Genomic DNA, 16,575 nt, shown 5'->3' on the forward strand with positions numbered 1-16,575 from the left:
CGGAATCCGGGCAGGCAAGCACGCGATTGCGTGCGTCAAATCAACGAGGTGAAAGTCAATCGCGGATCAGAACGTTTCCCAGTCCGAATCGTCTCCGGCGGCCACCAGCGGCTTCGCTTTGGTCAGGCTTGCCGGTATGACTGCCGGTGCGGGCGCACTCTTCTCGGCTCGGGCGACCGGCTTGGCCGCCGCCTTGCGCAGCACAGGCGGCTTGCGCGAGGTCAGCCTGGGCTTGGCGGCATCGGTGCTCGGCTTGGCGGCATCGCGGCGCGGTGCTTCGCCCTTGGGTGCTACCGGCGCTGCAATTGCGACCGGCTTGACCGGCGCAACAACCGGCTCAACCTTGGCCACCATGGTCGGAGCGCGCAGCGCGTGCGCATCGAGGCGGAATTGCGCCACCACCTGCGTCAGGCTCACCGCCTGCTCTTCGAGCGATTGCGCGGCCGCGGCGGCTTCCTCGACCAGCGCGGCGTTCTGCTGCGTGGCGTCGTCAAGCTGCGTGACGGCGTGGCTCACTTCTTCAATACCCGAGCGCTGTTCCTGGCTCGCGGACGAAATCTCGCCAACGATGTCAGTCACGCGCTTCACGCTCGCAACAATCTCGCGCATGGTCGTGCCGGCCTCTTCCACCAGCGCGCTGCCCGCATCCACGTTGACGACGGAATCGTCGATGAGCGCCTTGATCTCCTTGGCGGCAGCGGCACTGCGCTGCGCAAGGCTGCGCACTTCACCGGCCACCACGGCAAAGCCGCGGCCCTGCTCGCCGGCGCGGGCGGCTTCCACCGCGGCATTCAGCGCGAGGATGTTGGTCTGGAAAGCGATGCCATCGATCACGCCGATGATGTCGACGATCTTGCGCGACGATGCGTTGATCGAGCCCATGGTTTCCACCACGCGCGTCACCACATCGCCGCCGCGCACGGCCACATCCGAAGCGGACGCGGCCAGTTGGTTGGCCTGCTGGGCGTTGTCGGCGTTCTGCTGCACGGTCGACATCAACTGCTCCATGGCCGAAGCCGTTTCTTCCAGCGAGCTGGCCTGCTGTTCGGTGCGCGACGACAGATCGAGGTTGCCGCTGGCGATCTCGCGCGTGGCGGTGCCGATGGTTTCCGAGGCGCCCTTGATGCGGCCGATGGTCTGCACCAGCGCGCCGCGCATGCGGCTCATCGCGTAGAGCAGGCTGTGGTTGTCATCGGCACGGGTGGCGATCTCGACCGTCAGGTCGCCACCGGCGATGCGGGTGGCTACATCGGCTGCATAGGCAGGGTCGCCGCCAAGCGTGCGCTGCAGGCTGCGGTTCGCGACGCCGCCCAGCAGCAACAGCAAACCACCCACCAGCACCAGCAGGCCGCCAGTCTGGTACAGCGAAGTCATAAACGCGGCGTTGATGTCATCCATGTAGACGCCGGTCGAGAAGACCCAGTCCCAGGGCTCGTAGCGCATCGCGAAAGCCGTCTTGGGCACCGGCTCCGTGCCACCGACTTTCGGCCACACATAGCTGGTAAATCCGCCCTTCGGGTCTTTGGCAGCGTTGGTCAAGCCCACGTAGACGGCATTGCCCTGCGCATCCTTGAAGCCGGATTGATCCTTGCCGATGAACTCAGGCTTGATCGGGTGCATAACCACCACGTTGTTGGAGCTGGTGATGGTGAAGTAACCGTCCTTGTCGTAGCGCAGCGCCTTGAAGCGGTCGAGCGCCTCCTTCTGCGCGGCGTCTTTGCTCAACGTGCCGTTCTTGGTCAGATCGTCGTACTGCTTGACCAGGTTCATGGCCATGGTCGTCACGCTGACGAGGTTGTTCTTGCGCTCCTCCACGCGGATCTCGCGCGCCTGATACGCGTTGAATACCGAGATCAAGGTCAGCGCGACGAGGCTGATGACCAGCGGCAGCCAAAGCTTTTGGCGAAAGCTGAGCTTGCTCATTCCAGAGTCTCCGGATGTGGAACCGCCAAGCGCCATTTGCGCAAACGCGTTCCCACTATGGTTTTAGGGGTCCGGATGGTCTATCGGCAGGCAGACCGCCAATCTTGAGGGGAGCGCCCCCACCCGAGCGGCGACGGCGCTGCATTTACGCCCTAGCAGAGCGGCCGCCGCCGGCAGCGATCTTTGCAAATGGCGCCACATTAGGCAGAATTCTCTTGATTTGGAATTGACAATCGACAATGAAAACCACGCTCGAAGAACTGCTCGCCTTTCGCACCGTGGTCGATACGGGCTCCGTCACGGCGGCCGCCGAGCAGCTCGGGCAGACCGTGTCGGGCGTGAGCCGCGCGCTGCGCCGCCTGGAAGAGAAGCTGGACACCACCCTGCTCTCGCGCACCACGCGGCGGCTGGCCCTCACGGACGAAGGCGCGACATTTCTGGCGCAGGCACGCAGCATCCTCGCCGCCGTCGACGAAGCGGAGGAGCAGATCGCCCTGCGCCGCCAACAGCCCGCCGGACGCCTGCGCATCAACGCTGCCATGCCGTTCATGCTGCATGTGGTGGCGCCGCTGGTGCCGGACTTCCGCGCGCAGTATCCGCAGATTGACCTGGAGCTGAACACCAACGACCTGATCATTGATCTGCTGGAAGAAGACACCGACGTGGCGATCCGCATCGGCACGCTGCGCGATTCCACCCTGCGCGCGCGCCTGCTCGGCACGCGGCGACTGCGCGTGCTGGCGAGCCCCGCTTATCTGAAAGCGCACGGCCGGCCCCGCAACGTGGACGACCTGCAGAAACACGCCCTGCTCGGTTTCGTGCAGCCGGAATCGCTGAACCTGTGGCCCCTGCGCGGCACGCACGGCGACCGACTGCGTGTCGAACCCACGCTCAAGGCCTCAAGCGGCGAAACCTTGCGCCAACTCGCACTGCAAGGCACGGGCATCGTCTGCCTGGCCGATTTCATGACCGCTGAAGACCGGCGCACCGGCGATCTCGTGCAAGTGCTTCCGGACGACACGGTGGAGGTGCTGCAGCCAATTCACGCGGTGTACTACCGCAACACGCAGTTGGCTTCGCGGATTGCGTGCTTTCTCGACTTTCTGGAAGCCCGTTTGATCGAGACCTTATGAGGTTGCGTACGTTGGTATGCCACAATTTAGCGCTTGACCGCAGTGCAATGTTACGTTTGCAGCACCCATTGCCGGAGGGCGTTACTTCCCTCATCTAGATTCGCGTGAGCGCTCAGCCGCCCCCACAGGACACAATGGGCAAAACCATTGAAATATACTGCGCGCCTAAACTTGGAACCCACAACTCAAACCAGTATGACGATCAGTAACGAACCCCTCTCTTCGCAGTCTGACAAGAGTCTGCAAGAGTTGATCACTTTCCTGCGCAATCACTCCATGCGCATCTTCGTAGCGGGCGTGATTGGGGGGGTCATAGGTGCATCACTTTTCCTCACTCTACCCAAACGTTGGGAAGCAACGGCGCTGTTCCAGGTCGGACAGATCAACTTCAGCAGCAAGAATGCCCCCGTTTCAATCGAACCTGTCCCTCAAGTTGTAGAGCGAGTCAAGACCACCGCATTCGCGGATGACGTCTTCCAACAAATGTTCGGCGACTCGAATGCAGCCGCATCCGAAGCTGCGCTTCTGCGCAACACTTTGACAGCCAAAGCCCTCCCGGGCACCTCTGTTGTACAGATTTCGGCTCAAGGGCACTCCCCCAAAATCGCAAGCGACTCGGTCACGATGACCATGCGGCTACTGGCTAGCGGCCATTCGCGAACCGTGGCAACAGCCGAGACCGCCTTCAAAGAGCAATTGTCAGAAGTCATCAAAGAATTGTCGCTGCGCAATCAAGTAACAACTGCGCTCCGTTCTCATCTCGCGACCACTACGACGTCATCCGCCTCCTCCACAGCAAGAAATGACTCGCTCTTGTTGACCTCCCTTGCATTGGCGGATAGCCGTACGGAAGAACTTGTAAAGCTGAAATTTGATCTGCAAGAGCAACTAAGTCCACTGCGGACGTTTCCCTCCAAACCTCTTCAGCAAACCGTCGTCTCGCGGGAACCCGTCTTCCCAAAGGCTTCGCTATTTATCGGAGGGGGCGCCCTGCTCGGCCTGTTCTTAGCGGTTCTTTGGGCCTTAAGTCGGGAGACCCCGAAATTTCTGAGGACCCAGTCGCAGTAGGGACATGAGAAAAAAGAACTAGGCATTCTGTGCCCAAGCCTCCTCACCCCACCACCCTCTTCATCCACATTGATTTTCTGTGCAGCAAACAGACCTGAGGTCGATCAGTGTCCTTCATTAAATCAAGCGCGAGCTTTGCCATCTCAACTGCCGTAAAAATCGCGGCTGGCCTGTTAGTGATGAAGACAATGGCGTGGCAACTCGGCCCAGAGCGCTTCGGTGTTTTGGGCCAACTGATGACAGTCGTTGCGGTCAGCAGCATGTTCGCAGGCGGAGGCATTTCTGTAGGTCTGACCAGACGTTTATCCGAACGGCTGGAAAACAGAAGTGTGCTGCATCAACGCCTAGGCGCCGCGACGGTGATATATCTAAGCACATCACTTCTGGTGACAGCAATTCTTCTGGCTGGTGACACAGAAATATCGCAATACGTCTTTAGTGATACTGCCTTCAAAAAGGTATTCTGGATGCTAGCACTCTGTTATTGGAGTGCCGGCTTCTACAATCTATCACAAGCCGCATTCAGCAGCCGCCAAGACGTTCCGGGCATCGTCATGATCAATGTGCTCGGAACAATTTTGGGAACAGGCTTATTCCTTGCACTGTTGATGAAGTTCGGATTTACCGGCGCCGCATATGGAATCGTTCTTCTTCCGGCAGCCAACGGTATCGCTGCATTATGGTTTTCATCCAGGCGGTTACCAGCCGACTGGCGCCGACTTCACTGGAACACCGACAAGGCCGAGCTCAAAGAGCTAGCTTCGTACAGCATCGTGATGCTAATTTCGGCAGCGACGATTCCCTGCGCGCAGTTTCTTGTACGGAATTTATTGGGTGCCCACGTGGGGTGGCAGGAGGTTGGTTATTGGCAAGGCATGCTCAAAATTTCAGACGTGTACATGCAATTTGTGGGAGTCGTTCTCGCAAGCTTTGTACTACCTCAATTTTCATCTGCCAATAGCATAACGGAAATACATAACGTCTTAAGGCGAGCTCTTACAACGCTCGCGCCCTTAGCCATAGTCGGCCTGCTGCTCGCATACTTCCTCCGACATACCATCATCCAAATTCTTTTTAGCCCATCGTTTTCTCCAATGGCTGATCTCTTTCTTCCCCAGGCCATTGGGGATCTCATGCGAATTTTCTCCTCCACTCTTACTTACGTTTTTCTGGCGCGCGGATATCGGCGCATCGCCATAGCATCAGAATTGATACAAGGAGCCGGACTTTACGTCTTTAGCAAATTGCTAATTTCAACGTTACTAGGAAATACTCCAGTTTATGCATACGGAATCGCTTCAGCAATTAATCTCACCAGCATGCTTTTTGCCTACCAATGGCTGCATAGAGAAATGAAGCAAGTCCGACAAGCCTCATAGGATCTAGACACCCAAAATGGAACAACGTTATCATGGCTTGCAAAAATGCACGATAAAAAAACGGGTATTTATGTGACAAAAGGAAATGAAATGAATATCCTTGTTCTTTGCACTAAATTTGCGATGAGTGAGTCCGACGGATCTCTCTCAAATGATTTGGTAGCTGCGTTCGCCCAAGCAGGTCATCGAGTTACGGTAATATGTCTCGAGTGGTCCGGGACTACGCGCGCGGAAGTCAAGACGCTATACGGTAGCGCCACCATTCTGAATATTCCTGTTGACCTGCAGCGCGCTGCCGCTTGGCCCCACGCAATTCAGAAAGCCTACAAATGGTTTCTCGCCTCTCGCAACGCCATTTCAATGGTGGATGCTGGCCTCCTGGAGAAACACTATGATTTGTTTGTTGGCTTCTCCCCAGCATCTGCATGCTTTTGGCTACAAAAACATTTGCTGAAAAAATTTAAGATCAAGAAAAAGTACATGATCTTGTGGGACTTTTTCCCACGATACCACGCTGAACTTGGATTGATTCCAAAGGGCCCTGTCTACTGGATAGCGAAATATCTGGAATCCAGCGCAATTCGCGATTTCGATACGATCGGAGTCATGTCACAGGCAAATATCTCCTTCTTTCGGAAGGAATTTACAAGTTACCGAGGTAATATTGAGGTTTTGCGCTTATGGGGCCCACAAACCGTTCCCCCTCAGGGAGATTCCGCCATTATCCGTACGCAGTACGGGCTTGCCCAGAATAGCCTGATTTGCATCTTTGGTGGGCAGCTTATCCCTGGTCGCGGCATCGAGCTTCTTCTGCGCCTTGCCGATGCTGTGCGAACGAAGCTACCCAATGTTTTTTTTGTAGTAGCAGGAAAAGGACCGCTCGAGCATTATTTAACGGAGAACTTGGAAAATGGAAAACATCCAAATGTTCGATATCTTGGCCAATTACCTCGGGAACAATATCTCCAATTCCTGACTATTTGCGACATCGGATTGGTATTCAACTCCGGAACAGTGACCGTACCTACATTCGCATCTAAAACGATTGATTACCTCCGCGCCGGCAAGCCGATCTTAGGAGCCGTCGAGGCCAACACCGATTATAGCGAAATTTTAGAAAATGAAATAAAAGCGGGATATTCGTGCGTCACCACTGACATCGAACAGCTTATAGCGAACCTGACAGCCCTCTGCGAAAACCCAAAGATGAGACAAGAGATGGGATTAAACGGACGGCAATATTTTAATAAATACATGACATCCCCCATAATCTCCAATCAAATTACCAACTCAAGTTCCTGATGGAATTTTATTTTTTTATTGCCATCCTCTTTGGGGCCGCAAGCGTTTTCTCGGGCATCACTTCACGGCGAACGCCAGCATTAAACACATTACTACTCATAATTTTCTGGTCAATAGCCGCACTTCGCTATGATACAGGCTATGATTGGTTAGTATACAAAAATTACTTCAATCAGTTTTTCGAGAATTCATTTGGCCCATCGACGGGAATAGTCCCAATGGAGCCGCTGTACAGACTCGCCAATTACCTAATTGCCATTACATTAGGAGATTTTCAATTTATCTTCTTGGCAGTCGCGACATTCAATACCTGGGCGATATCAAAGCTACTAAAATAGGCAAACACTAATAAAGCGCTTTGCCTTTTCCTCTATTTTTGCACGATATACTTGGCCGTGCAGATGGGCGTCACAAGACAATCTATCGCGATTTCATTCTTCTTACTGGCAATCCTTGAGGATGCGAAGGAGAATCGTCTGCGGGCGTTGGTTTTCTGCCTTTTAGGAATTGGATTTCATTACTCCGCGGCCATGTACTTGTTGGTTTTTCTGAGAGGCTTAACAAGAAAAATTCTTCGCTCGCCTCGGATTTTTTGCGGAATTTTACTTACGATATACATTTCCGGGATAGGACTTGCCTCCCTTCTTATTGAAACAATCTCCAGAAGTAGCATTCCCTTCATTTCGGAAAAAATCGCGTTCTATCTACCATCAGGACTGTCCTCTCGAACGCCAGCATCTGCGGCATACTTGCTGATCAGTATGTCGGTCTTTCTCTGGACGAACTCGACGATTCAGAAGAAAAATCGATTCCAGGAATTACTGTTTGGAGCGATCGTACTGCAGATTGCGCTCGAGAGCCTTTTTTTCGATGTGCCTCTATTTTGGAATCGCGTACAGTACCTAGCAGTGCTTCCTCAAGCGATCCTGCTTTCCCAGACCATTGACAGAAAAAATCTGGCCACGCGAGCAGTTTCGCTCGCTGCATCATGTGCATTCGGGGTGGCGCTTCTGACTTATCAGTTAACAAACCCTTTAATTGCGCCTTATATCCCCTACTACTCCTATCTTGAATATATGGCAACAGGATATCCTGGCACGGGGATGGATCGTGCAATCCAATATTATGAGACGGTTGATAGCGCTCAAGAGCAATAACCTGCCCTCACGAATGACGGAATAAACTCACTACGTCCGCCCGCAGGAAGTCCGCTTCCAGCGGTTCGAACACATACGGCAAGGCATCCGGTGCCGAGAAAGGGGCGATGGCTCACTACGTAGGCAAAGTGAGGCGAAACGGATCGGCGGTCGCGGTCTGGGTGTTGAGGCCGATCGTCTCTCATCCAAAACTGCCCGCCCCTCCCAAACTGGCGCAGCCCGGCGTTCCGACGCTTAACGGACGGACATTCCGCCAGGAAACCGCTGTCCACCTGTGCAACAATTGCGCGATTCAACACCTTCCGCGCGCGACCCAATCCGATCTGAGCGGGTCGCACGCCGCGCTTTAGTACTCATTGCACCGCATGGCTGAACACTCCGCTCCTGCTCTGGAGATCGACCCGAAATACGGCCCCTTCGACAAGCACACCCCGATGATGCAGCAATATTTACGGCTGAAATCGGGGCATCCAAACACGCTTGTCTTCTATCGCATGGGCGACTTCTACGAGCTCTTCTTCGAAGATGCCGAAAAAGCCTCGCGCCTGCTCGATATCACGCTCACCGCACGCGGCAGTTCCAACGGGCACCCGATCCGAATGGCCGGTATCCCGTTCCACGCTGCCGAACAATACCTCGCCAAGCTGGTTAAGCTGGGCGAATCCGTTGCCATCTGCGAACAGATCGGGGACCCTGCCACGACCAAGGGACCGGTCGAGCGCAAGGTCGTACGTGTCGTCACACCCGGCACGTTGACGGACGCCGCGCTGCTCTCCGACAAGGTCAACAACCACCTGCTGGCCATCGCGCACCTGCCGGGCAAGCGTGGCACCGCACCGCTGATCGGTCTGGCCTGGCTTAACCTTGTCGGCGGCGAACTGCGCGTGATGGAGTGCGGCCCCGACCAGCTCGATCGCGAACTTGAACGCATCCGCCCCGCCGAAGTGCTGGCCGACGATGCGACGCTCAACACCATCCAGATGGATGTTGCCCGCACGCGCCTGCCCGATTGGCACTTCGACGTGGAAGCCGGCACCCGCCGACTGCGCGAACAACTCGGCGTAGCAAGCCTCGTTGCTTTCGGTGCGGAAACGTTGACGGCCGCGCTCGCTGCTGCAGGCGCACTGCTGAATTACGCAGCAGCCACGCAGGGCCAATCGCTGCGTCACGTGATAGGCCTGACCGTCGAGCATGAGAGCGAATTCATCGGCCTGGATACCGCCACGCGCCGCAATCTGGAGCTGACCGAAACGCTGCGCGGGCAGGAATCGCCGACGCTGTTCTCGCTGCTGGACACCTGCGCGACGAGCATGGGCAGCCGCCTTCTGCGCCACTGGCTGCATCATCCGCTGCGGGATCGCGCGGTGCCGCAAGCACGGCAGCAGGCGATCGAAGTGCTGCTCGGCAGCGATTGGCAAACGTTGCGTGCGACGCTGCGCACGCTGTCGGATGTGGAGCGCATTACCGGGCGACTGGCGCTGCTGTCGGCGCGCCCGCGGGATCTGTCTTCGTTGCGCGACACGCTCGCGCGCCTGCCTGAGATTCGCGAAGAGCTACCGCAAAGCGATGCTGCCCCGCTGCTTGCCGATCTGTACGCCGCGCTCAGCCTGCCCGAAGACGCCCACGCCTTGCTCCAGAGCGCCGTGATGGCAGAGCCGGCGGCGATGGTGCGCGACGGCGGCGTCATCGCCCGCGGCTACGACGCCGACCTCGATGAGCTGCGCGACATCTCTGAAAACTGCGGCCAGTTCCTCGTCGATCTGGAAGCCCGCGAGCGCGAGCGCACCGGCATCGCCAACCTTCGCGTCGAATACAACCGCGTGCACGGCTTCTACATCGAAGTCACCAATGGCCAAGCTGCCAAGGTGCCCGACGATTACCGCCGCCGCCAGACGCTGAAGAACGCCGAGCGCTACATCACGCCCGAGCTGAAGGCGTTTGAAGACAAGGCCTTGTCAGCGCAGGACCGCGCGCTGTCGCGCGAAAAGCTCCTCTACGAAGAACTGCTGCAGAAGCTGCTGCCGCATCTGACCGAGTTCAAGCGCATTGCCGCCGCACTAGCGCAGGCCGATGTGCTCGCAACGCTCGCAGAGCGTGCGCATGCGCTGTCGTGGTCCCGCCCCATGCTGACGGATGCACCCGGCATTGAACTGATGCGCGCACGCCATCCCGTGGTCGAACAACAAGTCGAACAGTTCGTCGCCAACGACTGCGTGCTGCAGGACGCGCGCAAGCTACTGCTGATCACGGGCCCGAACATGGGGGGTAAATCGACCTTCATGCGGCAGACCGCGCTGGTCGTGCTGCTCGCCTACGTGGGCGCATTTGTGCCGGCGGAAGCCGCGGCCATCGGACCGATCGACCGCATCTTCACGCGCATCGGGGCGGCCGACGATCTGGCGGGCGGTCGTTCGACCTTCATGGTCGAAATGACCGAAGCCGCTGCCATCCTGCACCGCGCCACACCCAATAGCCTGGTGCTGATGGACGAAATCGGGCGAGGCACAAGCACGTTTGATGGCCTGGCGCTTGCCTGGGCGATTGCGCGCCACTTGCTGTCGCACAATCGCAGCCACACACTGTTCGCCACGCACTATTTCGAGTTGACGCAACTGCCGCAAGAATTTGCGCAGGCTGCCAACGTGCACCTGTCCGCAGTCGAACATGGTGACGGCATTGTTTTCCTGCATGCCGTGCAGGACGGTCCGGCAAGCCAGAGTTACGGCCTGCAGGTCGCGCAGTTGGCGGGCGTGCCGCAGCCGGTCATTCGCGCCGCACGCAAACGGCTCGCATGGCTGGAGCAGCATTCCGCAGACACCGGCGCCACGCCCCAGCTCGACCTGTTCGCACTCGCCGCCGATGCGCCCATCGACGACGAAGACGATGCCAACGCCGAAGCGACGGCCAACGCCAACGCGCTGACAGATGCGCTCGCCGGGATCGATCCCGACGACATGACGCCGCGTGAAGCGCTCGATGCGTTGTATCGCCTCAAGGCGCTGACGAGCCCGTCCGCCTGATTCCGATGATCCGGCCCGGCGCAGTTTCCCGCACGCTTCAATGCATTGCCATGACCTTGGCGATGCTGCTGCCGGTGGCTGTACCGGCGGCGCCCAAGGGCGCAAAGCCTGCAACTGACGCGCCGACAGCTTTCACCTTTACGGTGATCGGCAACGTGCCCGAGCGCGCCGAAGATGTTGCCCCTGCGCGCGCGCTGCTGGACGCCATCGACGCCGAACACCCTGCCTTTGTCGTCCACCTGGGCAACCTCAAGGGCCGCGATGAATCATGCTCCGACACGCTGCTCGAAGCCCGCCATGACCTGCTCGACAGCCTGATCGCGCCCGTCGTCTACATCCCGGGCGACCACGACTGGAGCGACTGCCAGCGCCCCGCAGCCGGCAGCTTCGACCCCGTGGAACGCCTGTTGCGCCTGCGCGAGCTGTTCTACCCCGACGACAACACGCTCGGCCAGCGCACCATGACCGTCATGCGCCAGTCCGATCAGGCCAAGTTCCGCAGCTACCGCGAAAACACGCGCTGGACGATGAACGACGTGCTATTCGTCACCCTCAACGTGCCCGGCGACAACAACAATTACAAGATCGCGGGCGGGCGCAACGGCGAATACGAAGATCGCCTAGAAGCCAATCGCCAATGGCTTGCCCGCGCCTTTGCCGTCGCACGCCAGCGCAAGATGGCCGGTGTGGTCATCATGATGCAGGCCGATCCGCTCTTCGAAGACGGCTGGGAGCGGCGCCGCGCGCCCAACCTATTCGACGGCTTGCTGCGGCGCCGCTCGCATGACGGCTACCTGGCACTCAAGCGCCAGTTGCGAACGCTCACACGCGAGTACGACGGCGCCGTCCTACTCATCCACGGCGCGAGCCAGACCTTCATGCTCGACCGCCCGCTCAGGGACGAAGACGGCCGCCCGGACTCGCACGTCATGCGCGCACGCACCTACGGTTCGCCGGTGCTCGATCGCTGGCTGGAAGTGTCCGTCACGCCAGGCCGCACGCCACTGTTCCATATCCGCAGCCGCCGCCTTGACAACACCCCCGCCCCGGCACCGGAAATCACGCCGGCGCCGGTGCAATAAAAAACGGGAGCCGAAGCTCCCGTTCTCGCATCTCGATGGACTTGCCGATCAGTGCAGCGTGTGCGGCTTGTCGTCGTCTTCGTCCTCATCCACCACTTCAAGACCGTTTTCACCGTGCACGTGGCCGTGCTCGATTTCTTCAGCGGTGGCTTCACGCACTTCAGTCACCTTCAGGTCAAAGCGCAGCGCCATGCCGGCCAGCGGGTGATTGCCATCTAGCACGACCTTGTCTTCCGCCACGTCGGTGACGGTGTAGACAATGGCGTCTTCCTCGTCGCCATCTTCCGGCACGCCCTCGAACTGCATGCCAACTTCGAGCGGTTCCGGAAAGCGATCACGCGGCTCGATCTTGATCAGCTCTTGATCGTAGTCACCGAAGGCGTCGTCCGGTTCGAGCTGCAGTTTGGTCTCAAAGCCTTGCTCCTGGCCGTCCAGCGCTTCCTCGATCTTGGGGAACGTGCCATCATAGCCGCCGTGCAAATACACCATCGGCTCATCGGATTCCTCGATGACGTTGCCCTGCGCGTCGGACAGTTTGTAAGCGACCGACACCACCGTATTCTTCGCGATTTTCAATTGCGCACTCCATGAACGAAGTCCCATTATACGCTGCCGATGGCGGCGTCCAACCCGCTCTTCCGGCAGAGCGTCCGGCGCAACTCCTGGGCGGGTTGTCGCCACGCGATTTCATGCGCACGCACTGGCAGAAAAAACCTCTGCTGATTCGGCAGGCACTCTCGCCCGAAGAGATGCGTGCGCTGCACTTTCCACTATCGCCGGAGCGTGTACTTGCCTTGGCCGAGCGCCCCGACGTCGAGTCCCGCCTGATCGCGCAATCGCGCGGGCGCTGGACGTTCAATCACGGCCCCTTCGACGAACGTCCGCTGCCCTCGCGCAAGACACGCAACTGGTCGGTGCTTGTGCAAGGCGCGAACCTCGTCGAGCCGGCGGTCGAAGCCCTCATGCAGCGTTTCCGATTCATTCCCGACGCGCGGCTTGATGACGTGATGATCAGCTTCGCCACCGACGGCGGCGGCGTCGGCCCCCACTTCGATTCGTACGACGTGTTCCTGCTGCAAGCCCACGGCAAACGCCACTGGCGCATTTCCGCCCAGGACGATCTCACGCTCATCCCCGATCTGCCGCTCAAAATCCTGGCCAACTTCCAGCCTGAAGAGGAATTTGTGCTCGAGCCCGGCGACATGCTGTATCTGCCCCCCCACTACGCACACGATGGCGTGGCAGAGGGCGACTGCATGACGTACTCGATCGGTTTTCGCTCACCGTCGTACCGTGAACTGGCCGGCCACTTCTTGGGCTTCCTGTCGCAAACCCTGGAAGACGACCCCAACTTCGAAGGCCGTTACGCCGACCCCGAACAAAAACCCACCGCCCGCCCCGGTGAATTACCGGCTGCCATGGTCAAGGCTCTTGCCCAGAAGCTCAACGCGCTGCGCTGGACGCCCGAACTCGTCGGTGAATTCCTCGGCGCGTACCTTTCCGAGCCCAAGGATCACGTCGACTTCGTCACGCAGCCCCGTTTGCCGCTCGCTCGCTTCACAGCCCGCGCGCGCAAGGAAGGCATTGTGCTCGACGCACGCACGCAGGCGCTGTATGACGCGCACCGCTTCTGGATCAACGGCGATACGTTCGAGCCTTCGGGAACGTTGCTTGCGTGGCTTTCCGCGTTGGCGGACGCACGTCGTGCGAGTGCTGCTACCGTCGATGCGGCGGCCGGTTTGCCGGATCTGATGGATACGCTGCATGCATGGTATGAAGAAGGCTGGCTGAGGCTGGCTGGACCCGCGAAGCGATGATTCCGCGTTGAAACAGATCGTTACAAAAGCGTCTGAATCGCACGTGCGTCAGCCCCGACTCCGCTACACAGGGTAGGTAAAGGTCGCTATAATCCGACGCTAGCTTGCAGGCCGAGCAGCCCTCGTGCGACTTGGCTGCCAGCATAGAAGAAGGTGTAGTACCTGAGCGATAATTACCGGTAATTATTCATCGCCTTTCTGTTGTCCGCTTTCCATATTCAGTTTAAGGATCGAAAAAATGAAAAAGTCTCTCCTGATCGCCTCGCTGATGGCTGCTGTGGCTCTGGCTGCTTGCGGTAAGAAGGAAGAAGCTGCTGCTCCGGCCGCTGCTCCGGAAGCTTCGGCTCCGGCCGCTGCTGCTTCGGAAGCTGCTGCTCCGGCCGCTGCTCCGGCTGCTTCGGACGCCGCTGCTGCTCCGGCTGCTTCGGACGCTGCTGCATCGGCTCCGGCTGCTGACGCTTCGGCTCCGGCTGCCAAGCAATAATCGCGTTTCTCGCGAGACGAAAAAGCCGACCTCTGGGTCGGCTTTTTTCATGGGCGAAATCTGGCGCTGGAGCATTCGGGCAACAACTATGCGGCCCATCCGCCATTCAAAGTTGTTTCTGAATCTTACAAGCTGCTCGATTGGTCCTAGCGCACTCAAACGGTACGCCAGATCAGCCCCTCTTCCTGATCCGCGATCGGCACGTCTTCGGCACTAGCCCCCAGCGGCACGGCGATCGCCTCAGCAGCCAATAACGGCGTGTTGTTCTGCTTGGACAGATGCGCGGCCACGACCGTATGCAAGGCGTCGTGGCGCACGCGGGTGAGGATCGCAGCGGCAATGTCATTGGCCAAGTGGCCAAAATCCCCGCCGATACGACGCTTCAATGACCAGGGATAGGCTGAATTGGCCAGCATCTCCCGGTCGTGATTGCATTCGAGCACGAGGGCGTGCATGCCCGTCAGATGCGTGCAGAGGTATTCCGTCGACATGCCGGCATCGGTCAGCACACCCAGGCGCCGTGCACCGTCATTGAAAACAAACTGCAGGGGCTCCCGCGCGTCGTGTGGCACGGTGTACGGCAATATCTGCAAATCGCCAACACAGAACATATCGTCGGCGCGGCAGAAACGCACGGCCGCACGGTCGGCGCCGCGCAGGTTTTCCGTGGCGCGATACGTGCCGTGGCTGGTCCAGACGGGGATATTGAACTTAGCGGCAAACGCATAAGCGCTGCCAACGTGATCGCTATGCTCGTGCGTAACGAGGATGGCGTTGAGGGACTCCGGCGCACAGCCCAAGCGTTCGAGCCGCCGAACGGTCTCGCGGATACCAAATCCGCAATCCAGAAGGATGCGCGTGCACGTCGCTCCGCTCGCGGATTCGACGAGCAGCGCATTCCCTTCACTGCCGCTGCCAAGGCTGGCGAATCTCAGTGTCATCGCCCACCCAGGCAGCCGTACTGCATGACGCCGATTACCGCAGTTGCTCGTCGAGCAGCGACAGGATGCGCTTGCCGATATCGCCGGTCTGCGCGGAGCCATCATCGTTCTGCACCAGCACCGTCGACGACGTACCTGCGTCCTTCACAACCACGCGGTAACGCTTGGCGCGCTTGAGGTCCTCGATCTTCGTGCCAGAGAACAGGCGCGAGAAGAAGCCCGGTGCGTTGGCTTCGGCACGCGTATCAGCGTAGCGGACGAAGTACACGCCTTGCGAACGGTCGCGATCATCCACGGTGAAGTTCACGCGGTCCAGTGCCAGGCCCACGATACGCCAGGCGCGATCGAAGGGCTCTGGCACCTGCAGGACCGGTTGGCCATTCGATTGCGTCAGCAGCGACGGGCCGGTACGCGGGGCCGGTTCAGCCTTCGTGCCGTCTTGCACCGGATGCGCAGCCTGCGTTTGCGCAAGCTTCTGCTGCGCGGCTTCCTTGCTGGCGCCCAGACGCTGCATCAGGCGCGAGAGGAATTCGGCCTCGAGTTCCGGATCGGCCGGACGCGGTGTCCACACAGTCTGGTCCTTGGACGACCCGACCAGTTGTTCCTGCGCGCCGCGGTGTGAGATGTAGACCTCGACCATGCCATTCGGTCCCTTCTCGATGCGGGTGCGGAACTTGTCGCGCTCCGACGTCGAGTACAGGCCATCGAACACCTTGCCGACGGTGCGGCGGATGATGTCCTGCGGAATCTTCGCGCGGTTCTCGGCCCAGTCGGTTTCCATGATGCCGGTCTCGGGCGAGTCGATCACCAGCAGGAAGCCCAGTTCTTGCCAGAAGGTGCGCAATTGCGGCCACAGAGCATCTGGCGTGGTCTTCACGACCAGCCAGCGCTGATTGCCATCACGCTCGATACGCATGTCGGACACGGCGGGCAGCACGTTGTCGGCGCCCGAACCAGGCGTCGTGACCTTGGGCGCCGTCGACGTGTAGGCCGAGAGCGTGGTCGTGCCCGTATCAGGCGCGGCATAGCGGCGGTCAGCCTGGATGCCGGTCAGGTCGGGCGGGACTTCAAGCGTCGGGCCCTTCTTTGCCTGCGATTTGTAATCGATGCGGTCCGGTTGCATCACCTCATTGACGGTATCGCAACCGGAAATCAGGGCAACCGACAGCGCGGCCAGCAACAGTTGAGCGGACGTCGCCACAGCCCCGCGACGGGTTTGGTGCAGTTTCATTGACTTGCGATCCTTCAGATGAGAACGATGGCTTAAGG

The 16,575-nt window shown here is 59.0% G+C and carries 12 protein-coding genes and 1 pseudogene; 9 read left to right on the forward strand and 4 right to left on the reverse strand.

From position 1 onward, the window contains the following. Positions 1 to 66 precede the first annotated feature (66 nt). The gene (locus tag BG83_RS0106840) at positions 67 to 1,923 is read right to left on the reverse strand and encodes a methyl-accepting chemotaxis protein (RefSeq protein WP_024976018.1); all 1,857 of its coding nucleotides are present in this window, start codon (positions 1,921 to 1,923) and stop codon (positions 67 to 69) included. Positions 1,924 to 2,162: 239 nt separating this feature from the next. On the opposite strand from BG83_RS0106840, the gene BG83_RS0106845 reads away from it, so the two are divergent. From BG83_RS0106845 to BG83_RS0106875, 7 genes and pseudogenes are all read left to right on the forward strand, one after another. Next, positions 2,163 to 3,056 carry a LysR family transcriptional regulator gene (locus BG83_RS0106845; protein WP_024976019.1) on the forward strand — a complete coding sequence of 298 codons (894 nt, stop codon included), beginning with the start codon at positions 2,163 to 2,165 and terminating at the stop codon, positions 3,054 to 3,056. A 195-nt stretch (positions 3,057 to 3,251) separates the two neighbouring features. Beyond that, complete coding sequence (locus BG83_RS0106850; protein WP_024976020.1) at positions 3,252 to 4,124, forward strand: hypothetical protein; 873 nt, start codon at positions 3,252 to 3,254, stop codon at positions 4,122 to 4,124. Between the two features lie 107 nt (positions 4,125 to 4,231). Beyond that, positions 4,232 to 5,503, forward strand: a complete 1,272-nt coding sequence (locus BG83_RS0106855; RefSeq protein WP_024976021.1) for an O-antigen translocase — start codon at positions 4,232 to 4,234, stop codon at positions 5,501 to 5,503. Between the two features lie 90 nt (positions 5,504 to 5,593). Next, positions 5,594 to 6,805, forward strand: coding sequence for a glycosyltransferase family 4 protein (locus BG83_RS0106860; RefSeq protein ID WP_024976022.1), 1,212 nt, complete (start codon positions 5,594 to 5,596; stop codon positions 6,803 to 6,805). Continuing rightward, positions 6,805 to 7,962, forward strand: a pseudogene (locus tag BG83_RS28580) (EpsG family protein). Before BG83_RS0106860 ends, BG83_RS28580 begins: the two are co-directional and overlap by 1 nt. A gap of 365 nt (positions 7,963 to 8,327) precedes the next feature. Continuing rightward, positions 8,328 to 10,982: a DNA mismatch repair protein MutS gene (gene mutS / locus BG83_RS0106870; protein WP_024976024.1), complete on the forward strand. Its 2,655-nt coding sequence runs from the start codon at positions 8,328 to 8,330 to the stop codon at positions 10,980 to 10,982. 5 nt (positions 10,983 to 10,987) lie between these two features. Next, a complete protein-coding gene (locus tag BG83_RS0106875; protein WP_024976025.1) occupies positions 10,988 to 12,064 on the forward strand; it encodes a hypothetical protein in 1,077 nt (358 codons plus the stop codon). Between the two features lie 48 nt (positions 12,065 to 12,112). Here BG83_RS0106875 and BG83_RS0106880 read toward each other — a convergent pair whose 3' ends face one another. Beyond that, on the reverse strand, positions 12,113 to 12,640 hold the full coding sequence (locus tag BG83_RS0106880; RefSeq protein ID WP_024976026.1) for an FKBP-type peptidyl-prolyl cis-trans isomerase: 528 nt from the start codon (positions 12,638 to 12,640) through the stop codon (positions 12,113 to 12,115). 11 nt (positions 12,641 to 12,651) lie between these two features. On the opposite strand from BG83_RS0106880, the gene BG83_RS0106885 reads away from it, so the two are divergent. Both BG83_RS0106885 and BG83_RS28585 read left to right on the forward strand, forming a co-directional pair. Beyond that, on the forward strand, positions 12,652 to 13,881 hold the full coding sequence (locus BG83_RS0106885) for a cupin domain-containing protein (protein WP_024976027.1): 1,230 nt from the start codon (positions 12,652 to 12,654) through the stop codon (positions 13,879 to 13,881). A gap of 238 nt (positions 13,882 to 14,119) precedes the next feature. Then, positions 14,120 to 14,365, forward strand: coding sequence for a hypothetical protein (locus BG83_RS28585; RefSeq protein WP_080693654.1), 246 nt, complete (start codon positions 14,120 to 14,122; stop codon positions 14,363 to 14,365). A 155-nt stretch (positions 14,366 to 14,520) separates the two neighbouring features. Here BG83_RS28585 and BG83_RS0106895 read toward each other — a convergent pair whose 3' ends face one another. Both BG83_RS0106895 and bamC read right to left on the reverse strand, forming a co-directional pair. After that, entirely contained in the window at positions 14,521 to 15,306 is a 786-nt protein-coding gene (locus BG83_RS0106895) for an MBL fold metallo-hydrolase (RefSeq protein WP_024976029.1), read from the reverse strand. 34 nt (positions 15,307 to 15,340) lie between these two features. After that, a complete protein-coding gene (gene bamC / locus BG83_RS0106900; RefSeq protein WP_024976030.1) occupies positions 15,341 to 16,537 on the reverse strand; it encodes an outer membrane protein assembly factor BamC in 1,197 nt (398 codons plus the stop codon). Positions 16,538 to 16,575 lie beyond the last annotated feature (38 nt).

This window comes from Ralstonia pickettii (assembly GCF_000607165.1).
GTDB classification, from domain to species: domain Bacteria; phylum Pseudomonadota; class Gammaproteobacteria; order Burkholderiales; family Burkholderiaceae; genus Ralstonia; species Ralstonia holmesii.

What these genes read in the sequence shown, in the direction of transcription:
- bamC (WP_024976030.1), bottom strand. Translation starts at nt 16,537, where the DNA reads ATGAAACTGCACCAAACCCGTCGCGGGGCTGTGGCGACGTCCGCTCAA.
- BG83_RS0106860 (WP_024976022.1), top strand. Translation starts at nt 5,594, where the DNA reads ATGAATATCCTTGTTCTTTGCACTAAATTTGCGATGAGTGAGTCCGAC.
- BG83_RS28585 (WP_080693654.1), top strand. Translation starts at nt 14,120, where the DNA reads ATGAAAAAGTCTCTCCTGATCGCCTCGCTGATGGCTGCTGTGGCTCTG.
- BG83_RS0106850 (WP_024976020.1), top strand. Translation starts at nt 3,252, where the DNA reads ATGACGATCAGTAACGAACCCCTCTCTTCGCAGTCTGACAAGAGTCTG.
- BG83_RS0106895 (WP_024976029.1), bottom strand. Translation starts at nt 15,306, where the DNA reads ATGACACTGAGATTCGCCAGCCTTGGCAGCGGCAGTGAAGGGAATGCG.
- mutS (WP_024976024.1), top strand. Translation starts at nt 8,328, where the DNA reads ATGGCTGAACACTCCGCTCCTGCTCTGGAGATCGACCCGAAATACGGC.
- BG83_RS0106845 (WP_024976019.1), top strand. Translation starts at nt 2,163, where the DNA reads ATGAAAACCACGCTCGAAGAACTGCTCGCCTTTCGCACCGTGGTCGAT.
- BG83_RS0106875 (WP_024976025.1), top strand. Translation starts at nt 10,988, where the DNA reads ATGATCCGGCCCGGCGCAGTTTCCCGCACGCTTCAATGCATTGCCATG.
- BG83_RS0106840 (WP_024976018.1), bottom strand. Translation starts at nt 1,923, where the DNA reads ATGAGCAAGCTCAGCTTTCGCCAAAAGCTTTGGCTGCCGCTGGTCATC.
- BG83_RS0106885 (WP_024976027.1), top strand. Translation starts at nt 12,652, where the DNA reads ATGAACGAAGTCCCATTATACGCTGCCGATGGCGGCGTCCAACCCGCT.